Source organism: Pollutibacter soli (assembly GCA_029269725.1).
Classification (GTDB): domain Bacteria; phylum Bacteroidota; class Bacteroidia; order Chitinophagales; family Chitinophagaceae; genus Pollutibacter; species Pollutibacter soli.
The window spans coordinates 113,264-138,329 of record JARJHS010000009.1; the positions used below are offsets into that span (position 1 = coordinate 113,264).

Below are 25,066 nucleotides of genomic sequence, written 5' to 3' on the forward strand. Positions count from 1 at the left end.
CCTCATGAAGAAACTGTACTCCTTTATCCTGTCCTGGTTTATACTGATCAACATATTTGCGCAATCTTCGCCGCTTCAGGCCCACCTGGAAGGCGGTAAACCCTATCTCCTTCATACTGTTGTTGCAAAAGAAAACTGGTACTCCATTGGCCGTCTTTACAATATCAGTCCGAAAGACATTGCTCCGTTCAACGGCACTTCCCTTGATAAAGGTTTGTCGATTGGTCAGACTGTGAAAATCCCGTTAGTTGCTGCTAATTTTATCCAGTCCGGCCAGCCAGGGGCAGATGAAGTTGCTGTACCAGTAGTGCATAATGTAAAAGAGAAGGAAAATCTATACCGCATCGGTCAGCAATACAACAAGGTTGGCATTGATCAATTGCGTGCATGGAACGGCCTTTCCGGCGATGAAGTAAGTAAGGATTTGCCACTTGTGATTGGCTATCTTAAAGTTAAAAAAAGTATTTCGCCCCTGGCCGCCACTGGCAAAAGCAAAATAGGTGGATCTGTGGCAATCGCTGCAACCAAACCTCCTGTTACAAAACCCGCAGTGACCGAAGCGAAAAAAGAAGATAAAGCTGTCGTTACCAAACAGGAGACAGCGGCAATACCTCCACCCGGAGCTACCAGGTCTGAGCCATCGCCTCCTGCAGCAAAAACAGAAGCTGTTCCTGTAAGTCAGCCAACAGTGACTAATATAAATACCGGCGACGGCGGGGTTTTTAAAAGTCTTTTTGATGAACAATCAAAAGCTGCCGCGGAGAAAGAAAACCTGAATGGCCAGGCTGCTGTTTTCAAAAGTACCAGCGGATGGAAGGACAGTAAATATTATGCGCTCATGAATAAAGTGCTGCCAGGCACTATTGTCAAAGTTTATAATCCACAAAACAGCAAATTCGTTTATGCCAAGGTGTTAGGCGAAATCCCGCCGGGTAAAGAAAACGAAGGCCTTTCGGTACGTATCAGTAATGCCGCAGCTGCTGAGCTGGCGCTTGCAGAGACGGGTAGGTATGAGCTTCAGTTGAGTTGGGCAAAGCAGTAAGTAGTCTGCCTGCCGGCAGGTAAGAAGTAAGTAGTAAAAATGAGACTAAAGTTCACAGTTTATAATTTACACAGCGGCAACAGATAATTTAAATACGCAACGATTTTGCCTGAAGCCTGAAACTGGTTTTTGGATCCAGTTTTCAGATCCGAAATTTTCCCGCAGATCGCGCTGATCGAATACACGCAGATATGCGCAGATGTTCTTCTGCGAAATCAGGGTGTATTCGATCTGCGGAAATCTGCGGGAAATTTTAAAAACAATAATGCCGGAATATATCCGGCATTATCTGATTTCAAATGTTCAAATTCTAAAAACCAACTGAGATTAACCGGAAACCGGGAACCTGGCAGGCCAGAACAAAACAGCAAATGCCCTGGATTACGGCTACGTTCCATACCACGCTTCGCGGTATTCCGGAAATAGGTTAACGGTTCCTACCCTGGTAGTAGTCAAGTATTTTTGTACGCAGCACATAGTCGTACCGTGCAATAATCAAATTGATCTCTGATGCATCGCGCCTGTTCTTTACCGTTAGGTAGTCAACTGACGTTACAACACCTTCATTAAAACGGATATCAGCTGCACGAAAAGATTCTTCGAATGCAGCTAACTGCTCAAGCAGGGTTTTATGCCTGCCGGCGGCAGTTGTCATATTCAGATAAGCCTGTTCAATGTTCTGTTGTAATCTTGTGCGGATATTTGTTTCCGTTATCTTCCTGCTTTCCAGCAGAATTTTTGCATTTTTCGTCCGGTTATGTGCAACACCCGCATTGAACAGCGGTATATTCAAATTGATAGAAAACGAAGTCGAAATGTTATTTCTCAACTGATTCCCATAGGAAGGTTTCCAGTTGTAAAAATTATTTTGCTCCTTATACACATAAGAGTTTCCACCATTCACGATTACATAATCCTGGGTTTCAACAATCGTTGAGTTGATGAAATTCTGATTGTTTGCTGAACTGGATATCGGCGATCCCGCCTGCGCGTTAAAGCCAATGGTAGGAAATTTCATTCCGACAGTGGCCTTCACCCATTTTTCTGCACTTTTTTTCCTGAGATAAGCTGCACGTATCATTGCAAATTCCTGGAGCGCTGTTGAATATACCTGTTCCGAAGTTTCAGCATAAGGGACCAGGAATTGTTCAGGGCTTATTTTCTGAATGGTCATGTTTTTTGAATAAGTCACATTCAATAACTGGCATAGATTGATCTTTGCAGTTTCGACGTTATTCCGGCCATTGATAATTGCAATTTCATTTCCTGCCATTGCGCCCTTGAGATCAGAGAGCTCGTAAGGCTTTGCCGCACCGCTCGAATCCAGCGTCTCCAGGCGAATCACCTGTTGTCTGGAAAGCTCATATTGATTCTCCAATGCGAGCAGCTGATCTTCGAGACTTAAAATATCCAAATAACCCAGGATCACATTAAGTGTGAGATTATCCTTTGATTGCTGCAGGTCCAGTCTAGATGCTTCATACGCGAGTGACTGTTGCTTCACCTGGTTATGCAGGGAAAGGCCCGCAAAAATGGGCGTATTACTGCTTGCATTATAGTTTGCATAACGTAGTGTCTGGTTAATATACGAGTTGGTAAACGGGTCAATGCTGCGACCTTGCTGAACACCATGACCTATGAATGCATTCAGATCGGGTAATCTGTTCAGCTGTGCCTGTCTCCACAAAATCTTCGAAGACTGCATGTCCAGTTCGCTCTGCTGAACATCAAAATTATTTTTGATTCCAAGTGCGATAGCATTTTCCAAAGTAAGTTCGCCCGGTGGCAAAGCCTCCTGAGCTGAAATCTTCATACAAAAACTTCCCAGCAACATTACTGTTGCTAATAAAAACCTTTTACACATAGCTGTTCTTTTTTCCTCTTTAATGTTGAATATGTCCGTCCAATAAATTGATTATCCTGGATCCGTAAGTTGCGTTCTTTTCTGAGTGCGTTACCTGAATAACGGTTACGCCATTTTTATTCAATTCTGCAAAAAGTTCCATAATCTCTTCTCCCTGTTTCGAATTAAGATTACCGGTTGGCTCATCAGCGAGTAACAATTCAGGTTTTGCGATCAACGCGCGGGCAATACCCACGAGCTGTTGCTGTCCACCAGAAAGTTGTGTAGGAAACAGATCTTTTTTGCCTACGATATTAAACCGGTCCAGCATATCCGCAACCATCGCCTTTCTTTCAGAACCTTTAATGTCCTGGTAGATCAATGGCGTTTCGATGTTTTCATACACCGTCAGTTCATCAATCAGGTGATAAGCCTGGAATACAAAACCGATATAGCGTTTATATAATGCCGTTTTACTTTTTTCTTTGAGCAGATGAACATTTTCATGGAGGAACTGATAGCTTCCCTCGCTTGCATCATCCAGCATCCCGATCACATTCAGAAGAGTTGATTTTCCGGAACCTGATGGTCCCATGATCGAAATAAATTCTCCTTTCTCAACAGTCAGGTTGATGTCTTTCAGAATAAAATTTCTTCTTCCTCCCTGTTCGATCCATTTAGAAATTCCCTTTAATTCGAGTAACATGTATTATTATTTGTTTATTCACTTCTTAAAGCGTTCACCGGGTTCTCGCTCGCACTTTTAATTGTACGCAAACTTAGCGTGAGCAAAGCAATCACCAGCATTCCGATTATGGTTGCTGCAAACACCCACCAGCTCATATCCGTCCTGTACGAATAATCCTGCAACCAACTGTTCATTACATAAGCTGCAACAGGAGATGCAATCACAAATGCCAGTACAACCAGTAATAACAGGTCTTTTGATAATAGAGTAATGATTTGTACAACTGTTGCACCGAGTACTTTTCGAACGCCAATCTCTTTCACACGCTGATTGGTGGTGAAGATAACGAGACCCAGCAATCCAAGGCAACTGATAAAAATACAAAGTCCGGTTGCCCATCTCAGCAGCCTGGAAATATTCTGTTCAGATTTATAAAAAGCAGCTATCGTTTCGTCGAAGAAGCTGAGATTAAAATCTTCTTCAGGATATACCGCTTTATACTCTTTTTCAATTTTTGCAATCGTATTCTTCCATTTATTGCCGCCCGCTTCATTTTCCGGCAAAAGAATATGAATAACACGACTCATACTTCTTGAAGAAGAAAATGCAAGTGGTTTTATTGCAGACTGGGTAGATCTTGGATGAAAATCTGCAACAACACCTACGATAGGTACTTTCCAGTTTCTCTCGATAAACTGACCCACAGCATCAGCAGGATTTTTAAAGCCGAGAAACTTCGCATAGGTTTCGTTGATTACATATTCCCTGATGGTATCACTTGGAGCCAATGTTCTTCCTGCAATCACTTTAATGCCGTATAGATTGAAGAAATTACTATCTGCGGTTTTTACTTCCACCATTGTTTCAACAAGCTTCTCTGGTGTCTGTACTTTAAATGTAGAAGATGAAGTGCTATTTGACGCCGGCGCATTTCCTGCAAGGCTCACCTGCTGAATTTCAGGAATGGCTCTCAGTTTATCCAGCAGCACAAATCTCCGGTTATCTTCTTTATCAGAGAAGAAATCCCAACGTGTATTGAACAGAACAATAGCGTCTTTGTTGTAACCAAGATCCTTATTCATTGAATAATGAATCTGCTTGCCAACGATCAAAGTGGCAATCACTAAAAATTGTGCGATGGTAAACTGTGCAGTGGTCAGTACTTTACGCAACCACGCTTTGCTTCCCGTATTGCTGTTGATGACCTGGTTCTTTAATACTGCTACCGGCTGAAACCTGGTGAGGAAGAATGCAGGATAAATCCCGGCGATGAACGTCACCGCTATCATCAGGAGAATGATGAATGCAATTACATGCGGCTGTGTCAATGATTCAAAGCCGATACCTTCAGGAATAAAATCTGCAAATATCTTCAGGATAAACGGAGTCAGTGCAACACAAAACAGGGTGGCGATCAACGTTAGTATAAATGATTCGCCAAGAAATTGCCTCATCAATGCCGGTCTTGAACTTCCCATCGTCTTCCTGATCCCGATTTCTTTTGCACGCTTGGAAGCCTGTGCTGTAGTCAGATTGATGAAATTGATACAGCCCAGCAATAGTAAAAATGCTGCTACAGCCAGTAAACCGTATAGTGTTGGTTTATGTGCCAGGCGATTGTTGAATGCATCAAAATCTGCATTGAAATGAATGTCAGCAAGTGGCTGAAGATTATGTTTGGTGTCGTCTTTTTTATTAGGATTTTCCTTGTCTTTTGTTCTGTACCTCTCGCGTATTACTGCCAGTTGTTTTTCCAGTTCAGCAGGCTTGTGTCCCGGCAACAGTTTCACAAACAATTGAGAGGACGAATTAATATTGCCCCATTCATCCCAACCATATTGGTTACTGAAATTTTTTTGCTGGATGGTGGCCAGTGATAAAAATTCCTGGAAAATAAAATCGGTATTCCCTTGTAAACTTGTTACAATTCCGCTAACTGTTGCCGTCACACTATCATCGTAAATAATCGTTCTGCCGGGGAGTTCTGAAACGGGGATATTACCGAAATAAACTTTTGCGCGATCTGCTGTCAGAACGAGCTGGTTTGGATTGCTGAGGGATGATTTTTCAGATCCAGCCAGCCATTTATACTTAAAAATTTTGAAGTAATTGTTGTCGGTAGCAATTCTCTCTTTTTGTTTTTTGAAACTGACGTTTGATTTACCGTCATTTGAAACGACAGTTACTTTCGCCTCATTCAATGTTTCAAAATGCGCTGCTGCCTCGTACCCGGTTGCTTCGTTCAGAACAGCTTTGTAGGTTGGCAGAGGCAGGCCGGAGTTATTGATAGTCAGGTCAGGGAATTTAATAGTAGATGTTACGCGGTAGATCCGGTCGCCATCTTTGTGAAATTTGTCATAGGAAAAATCATGCTGAACGATCAGGTAAATAACCAACGCGGCACTCAGGCCAATGGCCAAACCAGAGATATTGATCAGGGAAAAAATTTTATTCCGCTGAAAACTTCTCAGTCCCGTTTTGAAGAAAGTTCTGAACATGGTTTTAGTTGTTAGTTGTCTGTTGTCATTAGTCAGAACGATCGCTGAATTGCTGACTACATCGGGGTCTGCGTTTTTGGCATAGAGCTTTTGAACTGTGACTTCGTGCCTTTAAAATCCTAATTATCAGTTTTCCTGGCCCTTGACTTCCGAAACCCGAGTACTGACTCCCGACTGCCTCACATGTCCTGAATTATGCCAGATTCTAAATCCTTTACTGGCAAGGGTTTTGGCGGAATGTAAGGGGTATGGGTGTACGAAAACGAACACCTTGTGTACGGTAGTGAGAGACGGAATAAGTTTAATGTCGACAGTGCAAAGTTGCAAGTATTTCCGGCGATAAAAAGATCCGGCCCCAAAACTATACGGGCATAAAAAACCCGGAGTAAGCCTTAGCGTTCTCCGGGTCTGCTAAACTTTAAACTTTATACTTTAAACCGTCAACTTATTTCATAGTTACAGAAACTCTTCCGCTGCTGGCCCTTACCGTAACTGCCACACCGCCGCCATTGATGGTCCCATCAATTTCATCTTCTTCAATATCTCCTTTGAAATTGGCGAAATTTTCAGTCTTGATCTTTGAACCGGACAGACGCAGATCATAGCCTTTACCTGCAGGCAGGCTGAGCGCGATATTTCCGCCTGAATTGCTCAGTTTCACAAATTTTACAGGTTCCACAATCGCGATATCAATACTTCCGCCGCTGGTTGATGCAGAAAGGGCACAAGCCAATCCGTCCAAACGAACACTGCCACCGGAAGTATGGGCTTCGAGTTCACCGCTGATTGAGCCGCCTTTTACGTTGCCACCGCTGGTTGTAGCGTCGATATTTCCTTTGAGCTGATTCAGACTTACATTTCCGCCTGAAGTGGAAAGTTTGATCTCACCACTGCAACTTTCGGCGTCGATATTACCACCGCTGGTAGTAAGATCGAGATAGTCTGTTGCATTTTTTACGTTGATGTTTCCACCTGAAGTACGACCGTTCAGTTTACCACCCACCTGGTCGATATTAAGATTACCGCCGCTGGTGGTGAAGTCCTGTGTTCCGTTGAGGTTGTTTAAAGAAACATTACCACCGCTGGTTGTAAGATTCGTATTGGTCGCTTTTGCAACAGTAATTTTGAAAGAAATGGAAAGAGCGTCGTTCCAATCCATATTTCTTTTTTTAGGTTTCGCTATTGCAATAAGTTTTGATCCCTCCATTTCAACACGTAGGTCGTAGTCATCATTCAGTTTTTTCTGAATTTCATCTTTCGAATAATTCTTTCTGCTGTTTCCGGGCTGGATGTAAATTTCTACGGCAGCCTGTCCTGTAGCAGTTCCGCTAACGGAAATGTTCCCCCCCGAGGTTGTGGATTCCACTGATTTTATAGCCGATGCAGAAAAGTTTCTTGTAGAAAATGGCGTTTTACTGTCTTGCGCTTTCGTTGTTGCGGCTGCTGATAAAATCAGCAGGCTCATCAGGATTTTTTTCATTGTCTTAGTGTTTATAAAAGTTTTAGTCTGACGTGGTATTTCCTACCAGATCAATTAATACGATTCATTTCAAAAAACGTTACAAGACCTGGCAGGTCTTTTAGACCTCGCAGGTTTTTAAGACCTGGCAGGTCTCAAAGACCTCGCAGGTCTAAGAGCTTGAAGGTTTTTAAACCTAGGAGGTTTTAAACCTAGGAGGTTTTAGACCCCCTAGGTTGGGTATTGTCGCGAAAATCAATCTATCTATAATCCGGACTGATTTCTCTTATTCGTTAATTATCAATGGCTACTTATAGTACCTCGCAACTTCTAAGACCTGCCGGGTCTTTTAAACCTCGCAGGTTTTATAGACCTGGGGGGTCTTAGACCTCCCAGGTTGTACCTCTACTACTCACTTCTCAAACTATCCACGGGGTTATTCCTGGACGTCCGAAACGTAAGTACGCCGATGGTTGCGAGGGCAACCAGCAGCGAAATAACACCTGCTAATGGAAAAATGTACCAGCTGATATCAACCCTGTACACATATTGCTGAAGCCACGCATGCATCGCATACCAGGCAAGCGGACTTGCAATCAGAAACGCAATGACCACCGGCCGAAGCTGATCTTCTGACAACAGTTTTGCAATCTGGAGTGATGATGCCCCCAAGACTTTTCTTACTCCAAGTTCTTTCTTCCGCTGTTCCGTACTGAAAGCGGAAAGGCCAAACAGTCCGAGACAGGAAATGATTATTGCAAATACGGAAAGGATCGTAAACAGTTTTCCTGTCCGTTCTTCCGACAAGAAGAGTTGATGATATGCTTCGTCAGTAAAAGAATAATTCAGGGGCATTCCCGGCGCTTTGGCTTTCCAGAGCTTATCGAGCTGCTGAATTACTTTATTAATTGATTTCGGTTCAACTGTAATACTTATAAAGGTGAAAAAAACAGGCTCCATGCGAAATGTCAGCGGCCTGATCTCTTCCTGGAATGAATGGAAATGAAAATCTTTTACTACACCGATGATCAATCCGCTTCGCGACATCTGACTGAACTTTTTTCCGATGGCATCTTTCGGGCTGCTATATCCCAGTGATTTCACTGCCGCTTCATTGATGATCATTGCTTCTGTTGAATCTGATGAAAGATTTTTATCAAAAGCCCGACCGGCAACGATTTCCATTCCATACTGTTGCAAATAATCATCGTCGACGCTGTAAAAATCTGTCTGCGTACTTTGCATGACATTACTACTGTTTTCAATCGTCGTCATCCTTTTTCGGTTGGCCTTTCCAGGTATGCAGTTCGCGTAGCTCACTTTGGTAATGCCAGGTATTTCCAAAAGTTCCAGCTTAAACGAACCCGATTGTCCGTAGAGGCGTTGATCAAAAAAATAATCGATGGAAATCAGGTGATCTTTTTTATATCCCGGGTCGTTGTCGCGCATAAAAAACAGTTGCATATATACAATCAGCGTAGCAATGATCAGCACAATTGAAATTGAAAACTGGGTAACTACAAGAACGCGTCTTAATGAAGTTCCTTTTTTTCCGGAAACCATCTGGCCCTTTAAAGTCTTTGAAGGCAGGAATGATGAAAGGGATAGAGCAGGATAGAGGCCTGCAATGAATCCTGTCACTAAAGAGATTCCCCATAATACCGCAACCAGGTAAGGAATGCTCAATAGTGAATCTGCAACAATTTTTCCTGCAATTGCATTGAAAGCCGGCAATAACATGGCGCAACAAATAATCGCCAACACAAAAGCCACCTGGCTCAGTAAAAGAGCATCAGTCATGAATTGTATGACCAGTTGCTTTTTTGATGCGCCAAGGACTTTTCGTACACCGACCTCACGGGCACGCTTCAACGAATATGCCGTGGTCAGATTAATAAAATTGATTATTGCAATCGCAAGTATAAATGCAGCAATAATACAGCACATGATGATCTCGTTGAGGTTTCCTGTAGACGTTGTGCCTGTACGTGATCCGCGGGCCTTTCCCTGGAGATAAACTGTTTTCAGTGGCTCAAGCTGAAGAGCATATTTGATGCGGGTCTGATCATAGTGCTTGTCAACGAACGCTGGTAAAGTTTTTTGAATCTGATCCGCAGACGACTGATCCTGCAAAAGGAGATAGGTGTAAAAGCCGGTAAAAGTCCAGCTGTTTCCAATGGACGGATTCCAATGCTTTGTCAGTGTTGAAATGGAAATCAGGAAGTCAGTACGGAAATGAGAGTTGTACGGAATGTCTTTCATCACTCCCGTTACTGTAGCTGGTTGTTTATCGATCTTAAGTATCTGACCTACGGGATGCTGATCCTTAAAATATCTTTTCGCTGCTGATTCAGAAATCACCATCGTCATAGGAGTATTCAACACTGAACCAGGATTACCTTCAATCAAAGGGATGCTGAATACTTTAAATAGCGATGAATCGGCATAGGCAATATTTTCCTGCCCGAAAATGGATTCATCTTTTTGAATAATCATGTAATCCATAAACAGGCGTGCTGCTGCTTTCACCTGCGGATATTCAGCTTCTATTGCTGGTGCAAGCGGAGCAGGTGCACTCTGGTAGTCAACACCTGTTTCCGATCTGACATCTGTTACGAGTCGATAAATCTGATCGTAATGTTCGTTGTATTTATCATAGTTAAGTTCAAAAGAACTATACAATAGCGCGAAAAATACAGCAGTCAACGCCATTATCATTCCCATAAGATTCAATGATGTGAAGAATGGCTGACGCTTTAAGTAAGTAATTGTAGTTCTAAGAATATTCCGGATCATCAGTTTTCTCCTGTGCGTTTTACGTTAAACGTTCAACGTTGAATGTTTAACGTTGGCTATTGTGATTTAATCGTTCTTCCCGAAACGTATCGGAAAATCTCAATGCTCAAATATTAAAAAGTATCCTGCCTTATTTTAGGTAAGCGTCCTGCGTTCTACGTTCAACTTTTCACGTTTACTCGCTTCTCAAACTCTTCACCGGATTTGCCACCGCCGCTTTTATTGCCTGGAAACTTACAGTGATCAGTGCTATTAGTACTGCCAGCAATCCGGCAATTGCATATATCCACCAATTTACCGGCGTCCGATAGGCGAAATTCTTCAGCCACCCGGATGTTGCCAGTACCGACAGGGGAGTAGCAATTACAAATGCAATACCCACCAGGATCAGGAACTCACGAGATAACAGGCTGAAAACTTTTGTCGTACTGGCTCCCAGCACTTTTCTTATTCCCATTTCTTTTGTACGTTGTTCAGCTGTGAACATTGCCAGACCAAGAAGTCCGAGACAGGAAATAAATATAGCGAGGAACGCAAATGCGTTGGAAAGACGTCCGATAATCTCTTCACTTTTATATAGTTTCTTATACTCCTGGTCTGAGAAATCATACGTGAACGGAAACTGCGGATTTAGTTCCTTAGAAATGCTTTCAAGGCTTGTCAGGGCCTGTTTTGTTTTGCCTGGCTCGGTGCGAACGAGAATCCAGCCCCAATTGATTTCTTCGCCGAGGCGAATAACTAAAGGCCTGATAGGTTCATGCAAAGAAGTAAAATGAAAATCTTTCAACACTCCAACGATCGTTCCTTTCTTCTGCCAGAACGTGAGCCATTTTCCAACAGGCTGATCATACTTAATAATTTTTGCTGCGGCTTCATTGATAATATACCCAACGGAATCTGTTGCAAAATCTGCAGAAAAATCACGACCATCAATCATTTTCAGTTTCATCGCTTTTACAAAATCGTAGCCTGTTGCAGCCTGTACAAACTGGTGCATCGCATTGGGATCTTTTCCTTCCCATTGTACACCGCCGGTGCCGTTATTGATGCTTGTTGGATTTTGCGTAATGCGTGTCACCATCTGAATTCCCGGTGATGCCAGTGCTTTTGTCTTGAAGGTTTTATACTTCGCCGCCAGATCACCTTCTACAGGGATATAGATCAGGTTTTCACGATCATAGCCAAGGTTGATATTCTGAACATAGTTGATTTGCATGCTGACTACAATGGTTCCGATGATCAAAAGAATGGAAAGCATAAACTGGAAAACAACCAGTCCCTTTCTGAACCATGTAGCACCCGAACTGAATTTCAATGTGCCTTTTAAAACACGTATAGGTTCAAAATTCGAGAGGAACAATGCAGGATAACTACCGGAAACCAGTCCGGTTATTGCTGTTAGCACAATCAATATTATCCAGAAACCCGGTTGTGAATACGGCAATGAAATCTCTTTGCCTGTCACATTATTGAATGCAGGTAACAGCAGCAGTACAATTCCTAACGCAAGTATAACGCTAAATGCAGTGATCAGTAAAGCCTCGCCCATGAATTGCCTGATCAACAACGCCCGAAAAGCACCGGCAACTTTTCTGATCCCGATTTCTTTTGCACGTTTCACAGAGCGCGCTGTTGTCAGGTTCATGAAATTGATACACGCGATCAGCAGGATGAAAATGGCTACAATACTGAACATTCGCACATATTCTATACGACCACCAACAATTTTTCCATCTTTGAAAGTTCCATGCAGATAAGTTTGTGCAACAGGTTGCATACCGAGTTCGATGTAAAAATTCTTGTTCATGTCGGTGTTCAATCCCTCAAGAAATTTTGTGAGTTTGAGCTCAACTTTTTCCGGATCAGCATCTTTCCTGATCTTAAAATAGGTTGCCGGGCCATTGTTGCCCCATTCTTTTGCCCATTCGTTCTGAAGAAGAAATTCCTCCCAGGTAAGAAGAAAATCAAATTTTGAAGAACTGATATCGGGGACATCCGCAAAGACGGCAGAAACTTTCAGGTCTTTCCTGTTTTCATAACGCAGGGTTTTTCCCATCGCTTCATCTGCAGATCCGAAAAAGTCTTTTGCCATTTTTTCGGAAATGACAATATTGAGCGGATCGTTCAACGCGGAATTTTTATCGCCTTTGATGAGGGGATAGTTGAACATCTTAAAGAAATCCTTTCCCGCTGAGTTGCCTTTCTCTTTCAGTATCTTATCGCCAACCTGGAAAGTATTCGTATTCTCCCAGGCAAATGCACTGGCCATTTCAATCTCCGGGATTTTCTTTTTCAGTTCTTCAGCAAGTTGGCCTGGAGTATAATATCCCGCATCAATCTGTCCGTCATGATATTGACGCTCATAAATAACAAAAAGCTGATCGCTGTCGGAATGAAAAGCATCAATTTTCATTTCATGCTTTACCCAAAGCAGGATCAGTAAACTACAGGCTATGCCCAGCGCAAGTCCGGTAATATTTAAAAAGGAAAAAGCTTTGTTTTTCCAGATTTGTCTGATGGCGGTTTTGAAATAATTCCGGAACATGCAGTTGAATTTTGAATGAGATCACCTCATTAAAGTCTGATTCCTTTTAAAAATGTTGCATCATAGACAGCAGACGTCAGATAGTACAGCCGGCTGTTTACGTTGAACGTTCATTCCGACCTCAAACTTTCCACCGGCTTAATCCATGCCGCCCGGATTGCCTGGATGCCAATCGTAATTCCCGCCACAATCAGCACCGTACCCCCTGCAATTACAAACAGCCATCCGTTAATCGAATACCGGTAGGCGTATTGGTTCAGCCATTCATTCATATAATACCAGGCCGGGAAAGAAGCTATTAATATTGCAATCAACACCAGCGCAAGAAACTGTTTTGAAATCAAAGAAACGATATGACCTTCTGATGCACCTAATGCTTTCCTGATGCCGATCTCTTTTACTTTTCGTTCAATCGTAAATGTTGTTAATCCCAGCAATCCCAGGCAGGAAATAAATATGGCAAAAAATGCAAACCAGTTCACCAGCATACTCACTTTTGTTTCCGTACGATACAAGCGTTCGTATTCTTTATCCTGGAATCCATAATCCAGTGTATATCCCGGTGCAAAACCGGTATATACTTTTTCAAGTCCTTTAATTGTTTCGGCGGTATTTTTCCCATCTGTACGAACATAGAAAACCCAGGTCCAATCGGGTCTGCATTCTATGATCATTGGTCCCACAGGAGTATGTAATGATTCAAAATGAAAATCTTTGGCAACGCCAACAATCTTTCCTTTTCCGCTGTACAATTCAATTTCCTGGCCTACGGGATCTTTTAATCTCATCCTTTTCACCGCTTCTTCATTCAGTATAAACGCTGCCGTGTCTGTTGAATAGGATCTTGAAAAGCTACGTCCTTCCTTCATCTCGATGCCCATCGTTTTGATGATATCCTGATCCGCAGCAAGAAAATTGAAAAAGATTTCTTCTCCATCATTTTTACCCTGCCAGCTCACTTTTGTTCCTCTGTTATTAGCTCCGGTGAAAGTCATCGACGCTCTTGAAACACTTACAACACCAGGGACTTTCATAAATTCCTGGTAAGCAGTTTCTCCTTTTTCAGTGGGAATATTATTTGGAAACCAGATCAGGTGTTCACGATTTATGCCCAGGTTTTTATTCTGGATATAATCAATCTGTTTGCTCACTACCAATGTTCCGATAATCAGCAATACTGAAATAGTAAACTGCGCAACAACAAGTGATTTCCTTATCCAGGCGGTATGGCTATCATTGGTTAGCTTGAAAGCTTTCAATACTTTAACAGGTCTGAATGCAGACAACACCCAGGCAGGATAACTGCCGGCCAGAATTCCAGTGATGGTTACGATGGCTATGTAAACAGATATCTGCGGGATATTTCCAAAAGGTATTTTCAGTTCTGTACGCAGAAATGTATTTAATGGCGGCAATGCAAGTTGCACAAGAAACAATGCAAATATTCCCGCGATAAATGCAATCAATATGGATTCAGACAAGAACTGCGTTATCAATGATCGTCTGCCCGCACCCGTTACCTTACGAACGCCAACTTCTTTTGCTCTTTGCGTTGCCCTGGCAGTTGAGAGATTCATGAAATTAATGCAGGCAAGCAATAGAATGAAAATCGCGATGATAAAGAATAGCCGAACGTAAACGATACGCCCGCCGCCACCGTATTGCCCTTTCTTGAAATCAAAACGGAGATACCAGTCGTCCAGTTTCCACAACCATAAACTCGCATGTGGTTGCTGATCTGTATATCGTTGAGTAATGAGTTTCACCTGGCTGCTGACTCCAGCCATGTCAACCCCAGGTCTTAATTTGACAAATGTTTTAATGTTGTTGATCGTCCAGTTTTCCATTCCGCCCATCGCAAAATCAACATAGTCCTGGAACGGCATCAGGTAATCAAACTTTATTGTTGAATTGTTGGGCACCTCTTTAAATACGCCAATAACCTTGCAGGAGTAATTTTTTTCAACAGTCAATTGTTTTCCGAGCGGATCCTGATCGCCGAAATATTTTTTTGCCAGTTTTTCTGAGAGTAAAATAGTATGCGGCTCTTTTAATGCATTTTCCTTATCGCCTATAATCAGCGGAAATGAAAACATTTTCAGGAAATCATTATCAACAAAAAGGCCGTATTCAACAAAACCTTTATTATCCAGCGAAAGCAATCTTGTATCACCCCAGGAAACTCTTGCGGCATATTCGATTCCAGCGATATCTTTTTTAAGCGCTGGTGCGAGATTGGAGGGAACGGCGGGGTAAGTCTGGATTTCCTTGTCCGACATTTCCTGGTTGGTCATCACTTCTGCGATCCTGTCTTTTCCATCATGAAACCGATCAAAGCTCATTTCGTTTTTGATCCAGAGCATAATAATCGTGAACACCGCCAGACCCATCGCCAGACCTGCAATGTTCAGAACTGAAAAGGTTTTATTCTTGAATAGAACCCTGAAAGCGACTTGCAGATAGTGCCTGATCATACAACTGATTTTAATTTGGCTGAATACCCTGCCGGAAGTTCATGAACTGTACCAATTTCAGAAAGCCTTACCTGGCAAGGGTTTTGGTGAAGATAGCGGGAAATGTTGTGTTCGGAAACGGACAGTTTTGTTCGGAACAGGTAGCACGCAGCGGGCAGCAGTGTGGTTGAGTAATCGCTGTAACCGAAAGTGAAAAAACTGAAAACTGAAACTGAAAACTTGCCAATCGGGCAAGCAGGCTGGCTGTTTCAACGAACAACTGGCTTTTCAAACTGTGCACATGAACTTTGACCTGAAAATAATTTGCCTGGAAACAACGCATGCGTTGTCTCTGCTAAATGTTAATTTACCATCAAAAAATCTGAGGGAAACCATTAATGTATTCACTGCTATTTATCAGCAACGCCAAAATTTCAAACTATGAACTAAGAACTATGAACTAAGAACTAAGAACTAAGAACTATTAACTATCTTTCCCTATGCTCTTCCTCACATATCCGCCTGCTGAGCAATTAAAAAAATGGGTTCGTTTTTACTGGTCGCTGGAAAGTGATGAGCCGTATACTCATTTCGGAATGGCAAGTGTTTGTCCTGAAATGGTATTTCATTATAAGGGCAGATTTAATGAAACGGATGCTCATGGAAATGTTTTCTCATCATTCACTGCAGGACTGCAGGCACAAAGCCGGAATACAAAAACATTTATAACGGATACTGCTTTTGGAATATTCGGTGTTTACTTTTTCCCGCATACGATTCCAATGCTTTTTGGCTTTTCCGCCTCTGATTTAAGCGATCGAATGGAAGATCTTGAAACATTAAGTGGCCGGCAGGGAATAGTTCTCGAAGAACGCATTGCTCTTGCAAATGATCATGCACAACGTGTGCACATATTGGATGAATACTTTTCCGCGGAATTAAACTCCTGCAAAAGCGTCTCTTTGCCTGTATTTGATGCAATACATGAACTGATTTCAAATAACGGAATGATGTCAGTGAAAGAATTGGCTGGAAATTATTACTTGTCTGAACGTCAGTTGGAAAGACAGTTTTTTCAATATGCGGGTTTTAGCCCGAAACTGTTTACACGTATATTAAGATTTCATAACACCATGGGATATTACGGTGCAAAAGAAAAGTCCCTGACCGACATTGCGCTTGAATGCGGTTATTACGACCAGTCGCATTTTATTCATGATTTCAAATCTTTTTCAGGCCAGCACCCGCGTCATTATTTCTCCGGAAAATCCCCTGCAACCAGCTGGCGCGACTAAGTTGTCGGTTTTTTACAATTTGCATATGTACGTTGATCTTAGTTTTGACTCATTACAAAATCAAAACGGTTATTATGAATATTCCAAAGAATCACCAGACGGTAATGGTTTATCTCATTCTTGATAATCCTGAACAGTTCATCAGTTTTACGAAGGAAGTTTTTAATGCAGAACTTACCCATAAGGGTATGCGGGAAGATGGAAGAATAATGCATGCAGAGATCAGCGTTGGTGAGAATACCATCATGTTTGCGCAGGTGTCCGATCAATGGAAATCAATGACAGCAGGGATTTTTGTGTATGTTCCATCGGCTGACAAGGCATTTGATATTGCAATTAAAAACGGCGCGACTGTCATTACAGAATTAACTGATCAGCCTTATGGACGTACATGCGGAGTGAAGGACACGAATGGAAATGTTTGGTGGATGACAGAGGCTATAGTGCGTAGTAAGTAGGATGTTACGTTCTTTGGTTCATAGTTCATGGTTCATAATTTAACAGCCGACGGTTGAGATTAGAGGTCGCAAAGCTGGGGCGGTGCGGGTGTTTTAGGCAACAGCCGCCGACGCATTGCGTGGCAGCAGGCTGAAGCAGTTAGCTCACAACATTTCCACCTGTTTACATAAGGTTATTTTAAGATTAACTTTTTCAATTATTCCAATGCTTAAAAAAATTGGTTAATGAAAACTATCTGTAACCCAGGTCAACAACACTGCTATAAGAAAATCTGATTGCTTCAGTCTGCTGCCCGCTGCCTGCCTCCCAACTAACAACCCATCACTACAAACTATCAACCCCTGTGGTATAATTACGCACCTCACCAATGCAATCATATAATTTTCCCGCCTGTCAGTTCTAATAAGTATACAATTGCATTTTTCAACCATATTTTCCTGATCAAATTAAAACTCTGAACTAAAATCATTATTTTGGCATTTCAGGATTGTCACCTGTTGTCTGTTTCTGTTTTGTGTTTCTATCTTTCCGATTGCTCCCATAGTTAATGCTAATCTGCTGAGTAGTTTTATTTAACCTGAATTACCTGATTATAATGATCAATTACGACCTACTGCTGATCGTACATGTAATCTGTGGCGGTATTAGTCTGTTGCTGGGGCTCGGTGTGATGATACAACGGAAAGGAGGCAGGCTCCACAGACGTGTAGGCACTACTTATTATTACACTATGTTGTTGGCAGCTTTTTCTGCGCTACCGATGTCGTATATACGAAATAATTATTTTTTATTCACTTTAGCAGTTTTGACATTGTATATGGTGATTACCGGTCGCCGGTATATCCGCAAGAGGAAGAATCAAAAGCCTACTCCATTTGATTGGCTGATGACCTTCATTATCGTATTGGCAGGACTCTCATTTATGTCATTTGGTATTTATAAGTTTTCGCAGAATAGTTTATTCGGTATAGTATATGTGAGTTTCGGATTTGCCGCATTGTTTTTTGCATGGCAGGATATCCGTAATTTTCTTAACAAATCACCGATCGGAAATTACTGGCTTACTACACATCTGCAAAGAATGATTGGTAGTTATATCGCTTCTGTGACGGCATTTCTTGTTGTAAATAATAATATCATTCCAGGGATAGTTGCATGGTTACTTCCTTCAGTAATTCTCGTCCCTCTGATTGTAAAATGGACCTGGCGTTATCGAATGAACAAGATGTATCGTAATCCGGATCCGGATGTACAGTATCGGAAGTTTTCGAATACCTGAGGAGTTCATAGCCTGCCTGCCTACCGTCATTTGTCAGGCCTCCGCAATGATGGTGATTGTTCGGGTACTCTAATGCCAACACTTAATTTAATTCATCAAGGCTCATTAAAGTTGTCAACAATTACTCCGCGGCTTTGGGTCTATAAATGTATATGTTTCCTATTGCCTGTTGCCTTCTATGAACCTGCCGCCGGCCGGCAGGCTATCAACTATCAACTATGAACTATTTTTTTTCAACACCCGGTGCATAACAAGTTCCCCTTATATTAAGATTAGGTTATTACTTTGACTCAGAATTTGGTTGCCGGTGCCTTCGGTACTGCATTAAAAGGGAACCAGGTGTAAACCCCGGACTATCCCCGTAGCTGTAAGCTCCACCGTATTTGTTCAGACCACAAGCCACTGTCCCGATCTTATCGGCATGGGAAGGCATTGAACAGGGAGTAAGTCAGAAGACCTGCCAGATCAGAATGTATGTAACAGCTTTCGGGTGAAAAGCAATGGTACTGATAGATACCGCCTCTTTTAAACTGGCTATTATCTTCAGCACTTTTCTTGTCTCCTGCCGGCTCTAAAATAATAGCTATGGATGCTTCAGAAGAAATTCTATTGAAAGAGAACAAAGACCGCTTTGTGATCCTGCCGATCAACTATCCAAAGATCTGGGAACAGTATAAACGTCACGAAGCAAGTTTCTGGACAGCAGAAGAAATTGATTTGAGTGGTGATCTGAAAGACTGGGAGAACCTGAATGACGGTGAGAGGCATTTCATCAGTCATATACTCGCATTCTTTGCAGCGAGCGATGGTATCGTGAATGAAAACCTTGCCGTGAATTTCATGAGTGAGGTGCAGCTGCCTGAAGCAAGGTGCTTTTACGGATTCCAGATCATGATGGAAAATATTCATAGTGAAACTTACGCTTTGCTGATCGATACCTATGTTAAAAATGAGGCTGAGAAATACAAACTCTTTCACGCAATCGATACTGTGCCTGCAGTAAAGAAAAAAGCAGAGTGGGCACTGCGCTGGATCACCGGTGGAAACTTTGCACAACGTCTCGTCGCATTCGCAGCTGTGGAAGGGATATTCTTCAGCGGAAGTTTCTGTTCGATCTTCTGGCTGAAAAAACGTGGTCTTATGCCAGGTTTAACATTCAGCAATGAACTGATCAGTCGTGACGAAGGTTTACACTGTGAGTTTGCGTGTCTTTTATACAGCATGCTCAATAATAAGTTATCGGTGGAAGAAATCACTTCAATTATCACAGAAGCTGTAACGATTGAAAAAGAATTCATCACAGAAGCATTACCTGTAGACCTTATCGGAATGAATGCAAAGCTGATGAAACAGTATATCGAATTTGTTGCAGACAGGTGGATATCAGAATTGGGTTGCCCTAAGGTATATAATGCATCAAATCCCTTTGATTTTATGGAGATGATCTCACTGCAGGGTAAGACGAATTTCTTTGAGAAAAGGGTGGGTGATTACCAGAAGTCGGGCGTGATGTCTTCAAAAGAAACACAAACATTTTCACTGGAAGAAGATTTTTAATTTTTTAAGATCAGATCATGTACGTCATTAAAAGAAACGGAAAAAAAGAATCAGTAAAGTTTGATAAGGTAACTGCACGCATCGAAAAATTATCCTACGGGTTAAATCCGATGGTCAATGTGATTGATGTGGCAAAAAAAACGATTGAAGGGATTTATGAAGGCGTTCCGACGACTGAACTGGATAATCTTGCAGCGGAAACAGCGGCATCATTAACCATTACGCATCCCGATTATGCCATTCTCGCATCACGTATCGCAGTAAGTAACCTGCATAAGAATACAGTAAAGAGTTTTTCGTCCACCATGCGTAATCTGTATGAGTATACAGATGAAGCGACAGGAAAAAAGCTACCATTGATTGCTGATGATGTAATGGCAATTATTGAAGAGAATGCTGATCTGCTCGACAGTACAATTATCTATGACCGGGATTTTGGCTTTGATTATTTCGGATTTAAAACACTCGAGAAATCATATCTGCTTCGCATCAATGGCAGAATTGCTGAACGTCCGCAGCATATGTACATGCGTGTGGCTGTCGGTATTCATAAAACGGATATGGACAGTGTGATAAAAACCTATCATCTGATGAGTGAGCGTTGGTTTACGCATGCAACACCAACGCTGTTCAATGCAGCAACGCCAAAACCGCAGATGAGCTCCTGTTTTCTGCTGACGATGAAGGATGACAGCATCGATGGTATTTATGATACTTTAAAACAAACTGCAAAAATTTCACAGAGTGCCGGCGGTATCGGCCTCGCAATTCATAATATCCGTGCAACCGGCAGTTATATCGGAGGTACCAACGGTACCAGCAACGGGATCATTCCAATGCTGCGTGTATTTAATGATACTGCGAGATATGTCGACCAGGGTGGTGGGAAACGCAAGGGAGCGTTCGCTATTTATCTCGAACCATGGCACGCAGATATATTTGAATTTCTTGATCTGCGCAAGAATCATGGTAAGGAAGAATTACGCGCAAGAGATTTGTTTTATGCGTTATGGATATCTGATCTCTTCATGAAACGCGTGGAGGCGAACGGAGAGTGGAGTTTGTTCTGTCCGAATGAAGCTCCTGGTTTGAGTGATTGCTGGGGCGAAGAATTTGAAAAGCTTTTTGAAAAGTATGAAACGGAAGGACGTGCAAGAAAAACAATCAAAGCGCAGGATCTGTGGTTTAAAATATTAGATGCACAGATCGAAACCGGAACGCCTTACCTGTTGTACAAAGACGCTGCGAACAGTAAGAGCAATCAGCAAAACTTAGGTACTATTAAGAGTAGTAACCTGTGTACCGAAATTCTTGAGTACACTTCTCCGGATGAGGTTGCTGTTTGTAATCTTGCCTCCATCGCGCTGCCTCGTTTTGTAAAGGATGGAGCATTCGATCATAATAAATTATTTGAAGTCACCTACCAGGTTACAAAAAACCTGAACAAAGTGATCGATGAGAATTATTATCCTGTCGAAGAAGCGCGCAGATCAAACCTGAGACACCGGCCTGTCGGTTTGGGCGTTCAGGGGTTGGCTGATGTGTTCATCATGTTGCGTTTGCCTTTCGAAAGTGAGTTTGCAAAACTGCTGAATAAAAATATTTTTGAGACGATCTATTTCGCTGCAATGACTGCGAGTAAAGATCTCGCGAAAGTGGAAGGGACTTATGAAACATATGCCGGATCACCGGTTTCAAAAGGAATATTCCAATTTGATGCATGGGGGGTGACTCCATCTGACAGGTGGGATTGGGAAACTTTGAAAGCCGAGGTGAAGGAATTCGGCGTCAGAAATTCATTGCTGGTGGCTCCGATGCCAACGGCTTCAACATCACAGATTTTGGGAAACAATGAATGCTTTGAACCCTATACGTCAAACATATATACAAGAAGGGTATTGAGTGGTGAATTTATCATCGTAAATAAACATTTGCTTAAAGACCTGGTAAACCTGGGACTGTGGAATAATACAATGAAGAACAAAATCATTGCAGCCAATGGTTCTATTCAGCAGATCATGGAAATTCCTGCCGACATTCGTGAACTCTACAAAACAGTTTGGGAAATCAAGCAGCGTAACCTGATCGATATGGCAGCTGATCGCGGAGCATATATCTGTCAGAGTCAGTCATTGAATTTGTTTGTTGATAATCCGACAACATCAAAACTGACATCGATGCATTTTTACGCATGGAAAAAAGGATTGAAAACAGGTATGTATTATCTGCGTACAAAAGCTGCGGCACAGGCTGTTCAGTTTACCGTCGAGAAACAAGGTGAGGTGGCAACTGTTCCGGTTATCACGCAAACTCCTGATAACATAAATAACTCTTCAGATCCCGTTGATCCTGCTTTCTCCGAAGGCGCCGTGTGTACGATGGAAGATGGGTGCATTAGTTGTGGATCCTGACGTTGAACGTTAAACGTAGAACGTGAAACGTAATACCCTGCAGTTCAGGAGTCGGTCCGAATTGCAGGGTATTTTATTTGTAAAGGTTTTTGTTAGTTATTGATTAAAATCCTGACTCAAATTGCGTTCTTATTGTTTCGTCAAACATATCCTTGACGCAGAGGTTAACGTTTAACGTTAAACGTTTTACGTTCAACGTTACTCGGAACGCAGGCTCCTCACCGGGTTAATCAGCGCTGCTTTAATGGCCTGGAAACTAACGCTGAGAAGAGTGATCACAACAGCAATCAGGGCGGCAAATCCAAAGATCCACCAGCTGATGGTGATGCGATATGCAAATTCCTGCAGCCACTGGTGCGTTGCCCACCAGGCGACCGGGAATGCAATAAGTATGGCGACCAATGAAAGAACTAAAAAGTCTTTTGATAGCAATCTCACCAGGCTGAATACGGAAGCTCCCATCACCTTGCGAATTCCTATTTCTTTTATGCGTTGTTGTGCTGAATAAGTTGAAAGGCCGATCAGACCAAGACAAGCCAACAGTATCGCCAGGCCGGAAAATATTTTCAGTACATTTCCAAGTCGGGTTTCAGAGTCGTACATTTTCTGGTAATCTTCATCCAGGAAACGATATTCAAAAGGACGATGTGGCGCAATGGTTTTCCATTTTGCCTGTATTGCACCAATGGTTTGTGAGATGTTGGCGCCGTCTGTTCTGACTAAGAGGCGGCGAGCCCAGTTGCCGGGGAAGAGTACCAACGGTCCGATCGGATTGTGCAATGATTTATAATGGAAGTTTTTAACTACCGCTTTTATTGTACCATGCCGGGCATCCATGTACAATGGCTTGTTGATGGCCTGTTCAGGAGTATATCCCAACATGGCTGCAGCTTTTTCATTCAGAATAAAATGATATGTCGAACTGTCCATGTCTTCATAGTCGATATCCTTCATATCCTGCAATGTGAAATCTGAACCGGCAATAATCTCTAGATCGCTGGTTTTTATGAAATCTTCGTCGACGGGATTAGCAGTTACAGCGATATTCTGGTTTTCCCCCATCTCAGGTAAACGCATGGAATATCCTCCCGCAATCTGCACCGGTGTTGATACAGTCGCAGATACCGAACGTACACCCGTAACCGATTTCAATTCGGTCTTGATCGCCTGTGCATTTCCTACCATCTTATTGTCCATAGGAAGTACCAGCACCTGGTCAAGTTTGTAACCCAGTTTTTTATCTTGAATAAACTTCAATTGATGACTGATGATCAGAGTTGCGGCAATAAGGAAAATGGTAATACTAAACTGAAAAACTACAAGTGATTTCCTGAGAAATACTCCGGAATTGGTATTCTTGAATTTTCCTTTCAGGACAAGTATAGGTTGAAAGCCGGAAAGGATCAGTGCTGGATAACTTCCGGCAAACAGGCTGATGGAAAAAACAAATAAGAGGCATACAACTAAAGTTGCTGGTGTAAAGATGGATGAAACAGAAAGAGTCTTACCGGACAACTCATTAAATCCGGGCAGCGCGAACGCTACAATCACCACACCAATAATTAAAGCGATGATAGAAAGTGTCGTGGACTCAGCAATGAATTGCCAGAATATCTGGTTCTTCATCGCACCAACAGTTTTCCGGATGCCTACTTCCTTCGCTCTTTCGAGTGAACGCGCTGTTGCGAGATTGATATAGGTAAAGCACGCGATTACGAGTATCAGCAACGCAACTGCAATGATGATATAGATATAAGTAATGCTGTTGTTGGGTTCGAACCCGTCATAAGTGGAATGAAGATGAATGGAGTTAAATGGTTCGAGGGAGAACGTGATATAACTTCCATTTTCCGGCGGCACTTCTGTTTTCATAAAAGTCTGGATTTTTTTCTCCATTGCTTTCATTTCAATGCCGGGTTTCAACATCAGAAATGTTGTATAGTTCGCGTTGAAATAGTTAGGATGAATGCCTAAACGCAGCGAAGAAAAAGAAGCTATAAAGTCATACTTAATCTGAGAATTAGAAGGGCAGTCTTCAGTGATCCCGGTTACCTGGTAGGGTTTACTATCGATATCTACAAGTAATACTTTTCCAACCGGATCCACATCGCCGAAATATTTTTTCGCCATCGATTTCGTCAGTACAACTTTATCGGGAGCATCAAGGACTGTTGAAGGATCACCTTTCAAAAGCGGGAATGTGAAAATGTTGAAGAAGGTTGAGTCCGCAAAAACAAACCCTTCTTCCGTAAACACTTTATCGCCATTCTTTACAACACGGGTGGCGTCTGCAAAACGGATGGTGGATTCAACTTCAGGGAACTTCTCCTGGAAAGTCGGGGCAACTTTTGTACTCGTAAAATTTCCTCTCACCGGTTCCTGCCCAAAACTGTATTCCATGATCAGCCTTCCAATCCGGTTTCCATTCTTCTGGAAATTATCATAGTTGAGTTCGTGCTGCACATATAACCCGATCAATAAACAACAGGCAAGACCTGCGCTCAGACCGATGATATTGATCGCGGTGAAGAATTTATTCTTTCTCAGACTTCTTGCAGCAATGGTGAGAATGGATTTGAACATTTTTTTTGTATTTAGGCAAAAGGCAAAAGGCAAAAGTAAGGAGGCATAAGGAACAGCCCGGTTTCGCTTGTGTTGGAAGCATTTGCTGTGCATGTTACCTTCGTTTTTACAAATCCCTTGAGTTAAACATTTCTAATTTATTTTTTGTAAAGACTGCA

Annotated in this window: 14 protein-coding genes and 1 riboswitch; of the genes, 6 read left to right on the plus strand and 8 right to left on the minus strand. The window is 42.2% G+C overall.

From position 1 onward, the window contains the following. Positions 1-4: 4 nt before the first annotated feature. Positions 5-1,042: a LysM peptidoglycan-binding domain-containing protein gene (locus P2W82_RS20010; protein WP_336517709.1), complete on the plus strand. Its 1,038-nt coding sequence runs from the start codon at positions 5-7 to the stop codon at positions 1,040-1,042. Between the two features lie 427 nt (positions 1,043-1,469). Here P2W82_RS20010 and P2W82_RS20015 read toward each other — a convergent pair whose 3' ends face one another. The 7 genes from P2W82_RS20015 to P2W82_RS20045 all read right to left on the minus strand — a co-directional run bounded on the left by P2W82_RS20015 (position 1,470) and on the right by P2W82_RS20045 (position 15,345). Further along, entirely contained in the window at positions 1,470-2,906 is a 1,437-nt protein-coding gene (locus P2W82_RS20015; RefSeq protein WP_336517710.1) for a TolC family protein, read from the minus strand. A gap of 19 nt (positions 2,907-2,925) precedes the next feature. After that, complete coding sequence (locus P2W82_RS20020) at positions 2,926-3,591, minus strand: ABC transporter ATP-binding protein (protein ID WP_336517711.1); 666 nt, start codon at positions 3,589-3,591, stop codon at positions 2,926-2,928. A gap of 14 nt (positions 3,592-3,605) precedes the next feature. Continuing rightward, on the minus strand, positions 3,606-6,071 hold the full coding sequence (locus tag P2W82_RS20025; RefSeq protein ID WP_336517712.1) for an FtsX-like permease family protein: 2,466 nt from the start codon (positions 6,069-6,071) through the stop codon (positions 3,606-3,608). 445 nt (positions 6,072-6,516) lie between these two features. After that, complete coding sequence (locus tag P2W82_RS20030) at positions 6,517-7,551, minus strand: DUF4097 family beta strand repeat-containing protein (RefSeq protein WP_336517713.1); 1,035 nt, start codon at positions 7,549-7,551, stop codon at positions 6,517-6,519. Between the two features lie 387 nt (positions 7,552-7,938). Continuing rightward, complete coding sequence (locus tag P2W82_RS20035) at positions 7,939-10,326, minus strand: ABC transporter permease (protein WP_336517714.1); 2,388 nt, start codon at positions 10,324-10,326, stop codon at positions 7,939-7,941. 175 nt (positions 10,327-10,501) lie between these two features. Next, the gene (locus P2W82_RS20040) at positions 10,502-12,871 is read right to left on the minus strand and encodes an ABC transporter permease (RefSeq protein ID WP_336517715.1); all 2,370 of its coding nucleotides are present in this window, start codon (positions 12,869-12,871) and stop codon (positions 10,502-10,504) included. A 110-nt stretch (positions 12,872-12,981) separates the two neighbouring features. After that, complete coding sequence (locus tag P2W82_RS20045; RefSeq protein WP_336517716.1) at positions 12,982-15,345, minus strand: ABC transporter permease; 2,364 nt, start codon at positions 15,343-15,345, stop codon at positions 12,982-12,984. 479 nt (positions 15,346-15,824) lie between these two features. Between P2W82_RS20045 and P2W82_RS20050 the strand changes: the two genes are divergently transcribed. The 5 genes from P2W82_RS20050 to P2W82_RS20070 all read left to right on the plus strand — a co-directional run bounded on the left by P2W82_RS20050 (position 15,825) and on the right by P2W82_RS20070 (position 22,325). Continuing rightward, positions 15,825-16,619 (plus strand): helix-turn-helix domain-containing protein, encoded by a 795-nt coding sequence (locus P2W82_RS20050; RefSeq protein WP_336517717.1) that lies wholly within the window; start codon positions 15,825-15,827, stop codon positions 16,617-16,619. Positions 16,620-16,693: 74 nt separating this feature from the next. After that, entirely contained in the window at positions 16,694-17,077 is a 384-nt protein-coding gene (locus P2W82_RS20055; protein ID WP_336517718.1) for a VOC family protein, read from the plus strand. A gap of 596 nt (positions 17,078-17,673) precedes the next feature. Beyond that, on the plus strand, positions 17,674-18,357 hold the full coding sequence (locus P2W82_RS20060) for a DUF2306 domain-containing protein (protein ID WP_336517719.1): 684 nt from the start codon (positions 17,674-17,676) through the stop codon (positions 18,355-18,357). A 281-nt stretch (positions 18,358-18,638) separates the two neighbouring features. Further along, positions 18,639-18,836, plus strand: a riboswitch (cobalamin riboswitch). A 106-nt stretch (positions 18,837-18,942) separates the two neighbouring features. After that, positions 18,943-19,914, plus strand: a complete 972-nt coding sequence (locus P2W82_RS20065; protein ID WP_336517720.1) for a ribonucleoside-diphosphate reductase small subunit — start codon at positions 18,943-18,945, stop codon at positions 19,912-19,914. Between the two features lie 17 nt (positions 19,915-19,931). Then, on the plus strand, positions 19,932-22,325 hold the full coding sequence (locus tag P2W82_RS20070; protein ID WP_336517721.1) for a ribonucleoside-diphosphate reductase subunit alpha: 2,394 nt from the start codon (positions 19,932-19,934) through the stop codon (positions 22,323-22,325). 198 nt (positions 22,326-22,523) lie between these two features. Here P2W82_RS20070 and P2W82_RS20075 read toward each other — a convergent pair whose 3' ends face one another. Beyond that, positions 22,524-24,908 (minus strand): ABC transporter permease, encoded by a 2,385-nt coding sequence (locus P2W82_RS20075; protein WP_336517722.1) that lies wholly within the window; start codon positions 24,906-24,908, stop codon positions 22,524-22,526. Between the last annotated feature and the right edge of the window lie 158 nt (positions 24,909-25,066).